This window comes from Kitasatospora sp. NPDC058406 (assembly GCF_042722765.1).
Classification (GTDB): domain Bacteria; phylum Actinomycetota; class Actinomycetes; order Streptomycetales; family Streptomycetaceae; genus Kitasatospora.
The window spans coordinates 1-2,648 of record NZ_JBHXKE010000464.1 but is presented as its reverse complement, the minus strand read 5'-3'; the positions used below and the strand labels follow the sequence as shown (position 1 = coordinate 2,648).

Genomic DNA, 2,648 nt, shown 5'->3' with positions numbered 1-2,648 from the left:
GCCCGGGGCTGACCGGTCGGGCCGGTCAGCCCGGGCAGTCCGGTCGGCCGGATCAGCCCGTCTGAGTCACGCCCGTGACGGACGGCACCGCACCCGCCGGGGTCTCGGCCGCAGCCCCGGCCTGGGCCGGAACCGGCTTGCCGAACATCGTGCAGATCACCGCCGTCCGGAGCGCCCGGTCGGCCTCCAGCAGCCGCTGATCGGCACCGAACTCGAACAGGAACTCCGTCGGGACGAGCACGGTGGAGGTGCGCCCACCGGTCCCGTCGGTGAGGTTGCCGCTGCTGTACCCGGTGATCCCCCCGCCGTGGCCCCAGACCGTGCCGCACGGGGTGGCCCCTGTCTCGATGCCCAGCCCGTACCCGGCTCCCTCCGGATCCTCCGGATCCATCGGCACGGTGGTGCGCAGCTCTTCGAGCTGGGCCGCCGGCAGGAGCCTGCCGGACATCAGCGCCGTGTAGAAGCGGGACCAGTCCTGCGCCGTGGAGACCACCGCCCCGGCGGCTCCGCCCCAGCTCGGGTTGTTACCGGAGGTGTCGACGTGGCCGTCCCGGCCCGGCCCGGCGACCACCCGGAACTCGGCGGGCACGCCGGCCGGCATGTGGGCGGCGTCCGGTTCGTACCCGCGGGCGTACCGGCCGCGCCAGCGGGAGTCCGTGGCGAGGTAGGTGTGCCACAGGCCCAGCGGCCGGGCGATCCGGTCACGGATCAGGTCGGCCGGGCTCGCGCCGGTGACCGCTTCGAGGACGGCGCCGACCGCGGCGTAGTTCGTGTTGCTGTAGGACCACTTCGCGCCGGGGGCGAACAGCGGCTCGTGCCGTACGCCCAGGGCGAGCAGTTCCGTGGAGGTCCACCGCCGCCGGTCCTGGCCGAGGATCGAGCCCAGGACGGCGCCGTCCTCGGTGTAGTCGAAGAGGCCGCTGGTGTGGTTCAGCAGCATCCGCAGCGTGATCGCCGCGCCGTTCGGGACCCGGCCCGGCAGCCACTTCTCCACCGGGTCGGTCAGGGCGAGCCTGCTCTCGGCGACCAGTTGCAGCACGATCGTGGCGATCATGGTCTTGGTGTTGGAGCCCATCCGGAACTCGTCGCCGGCCCTGAGCCGCTGGTCCCGCGCGGCCCACGGGGCCTGCTCGACGATCTCGACGGGCCGGCCGCGGCCGTCGTCCACCCGGACGATCACCCCCGGCGCTCCCGCCGCCACGAGCTGCCGCGCCAGTTCCGTCAACCGGGCCCGCTGCGACTCGGCGCCCTCCTCGACCACCACCGGTGCCGGTGCGGGAGCCGCGACCGCGGGCGCCGCCAACCCCATGGCCAGACCCGACACCGTCACCACCGCCGGCACCGTCCGCCGCCAGCGCGACCACGCCGTTCTCCCCGCCGGGGCCGGACGCCCCGGCGGGGACGCCTGCCGGGACACCGAGTGCTGCTGGGACATGGAACCGTCCTCCTCGTTCTGGCTCTGCTGGAACGGCCCCAGCCTCCGCCCGGCCGCTGGCAAGCCGCGCACAACACGCTGGCAGGCGGCCGGCCGCGGGCGCACCGGTTCCCGGCACCCGGTGCCGGGCCCCGTTCCCGGGTCGCGGCGGTGACCCCGGGCGGGTTCCGGTGACCCCGGGTGGTTGTCGGGGCGGCCCGCGGCGGCGTCCCCGCAGCCCTGGCATGTCGCAGCCGGTAGCGGTTCACTGGTAGTGAGCAGGGCAGGAGACGGAGGCCCGGCGATGGACTGTCCTCACCCGATCGGGTTCCACGCGGAGGTCCGCACGCAGTACGCCGCCGCAGGAGCGGACGTGGCCAGGCTGGTGCGAGCCGTTCCGGACGACCGGTGGAGAGCGCCGACCCCCTGCCGCGACTGGGACGTGCGCACGCTGGTGAACCACCTAGCCGCTCAGCACCTCTGGGTCTGCCAGGCGGTGGCGGGCTACACCCCGGAGCAGATCGGCCGCCGTTTCGAGGGGGACGTGCTGGGCCGCAACCCCCTCGGCGTCTGGACGATGGCCGTCGACAGCGCCGTGCGCGCACTCGCCGAACCCGGCGCACCCGACCTCCTCGTGCACCTGCCGTACGGGATGCGGGACGCCGGCGGTTACGTCCGTGAGCTCACCGCCGAGACCGTCGTGCACGGCTGGGACCTGGCCCGCGCGCTGGGCGAGACCGGACGGATGCCCCGGGACGCCGCCCGGTACGCGCTCGCCGAGTTCCGGAGCTACCGCGACCCGGCGGGCACCGGCCGGTTCGACCCGCCCCGCACCGCCCCTCCTGGTGCCGACTCCCAGGAGCTGCTGCTGGCCCTCACCGGCCGCGACCCGGGCTGGTCCGCCGACCGGATCTGAGCGGACGGCGGTCGCGCGGGTCGCGGCCCTCTGCGGCCCCCAACAGGTACGACGGCCCGTTCACCCCCTCCCCACCGATCCGGCGGTTCCCGTTCAGGGGCCGCCGGTCGTTCGTGCTGCCCCGCCCCGCGTGCGTGCGACGGGCTTCGGACGGCCCGGTGACCTCGCCGAAGCGCCGGAACGCCCCTCTTTCCTGCCGTTCCGGTTCCTCCGCGGCCACGCAGGGTGAGGGCTGTGGTGCGGGCCACCCGGAGGCGGGTGACCCGCCACCCTTTCCACCACCCCCGGCAGAGACACCGTCACCCACCGTCGACCATG

The 2,648-nt window shown here is 75.0% G+C and carries 2 protein-coding genes; one reads left to right on the top strand and one right to left on the bottom strand.

What is annotated here, in order from left to right; all coding sequences use genetic code 11:
- Positions 1-52: 52 nt before the first annotated feature.
- Positions 53-1,435: a serine hydrolase domain-containing protein gene (locus ACFWOG_RS40530; RefSeq protein WP_380364733.1), complete on the bottom strand. Its 1,383-nt coding sequence runs from the start codon at positions 1,433-1,435 to the stop codon at positions 53-55.
- Positions 1,436-1,718: 283 nt separating this feature from the next.
- On the opposite strand from ACFWOG_RS40530, the gene ACFWOG_RS40525 reads away from it, so the two are divergent.
- A complete protein-coding gene (locus ACFWOG_RS40525; RefSeq protein WP_380364731.1) occupies positions 1,719-2,330 on the top strand; it encodes a TIGR03086 family metal-binding protein in 612 nt (203 codons plus the stop codon).
- Positions 2,331-2,648: the final 318 nt, after the last annotated feature.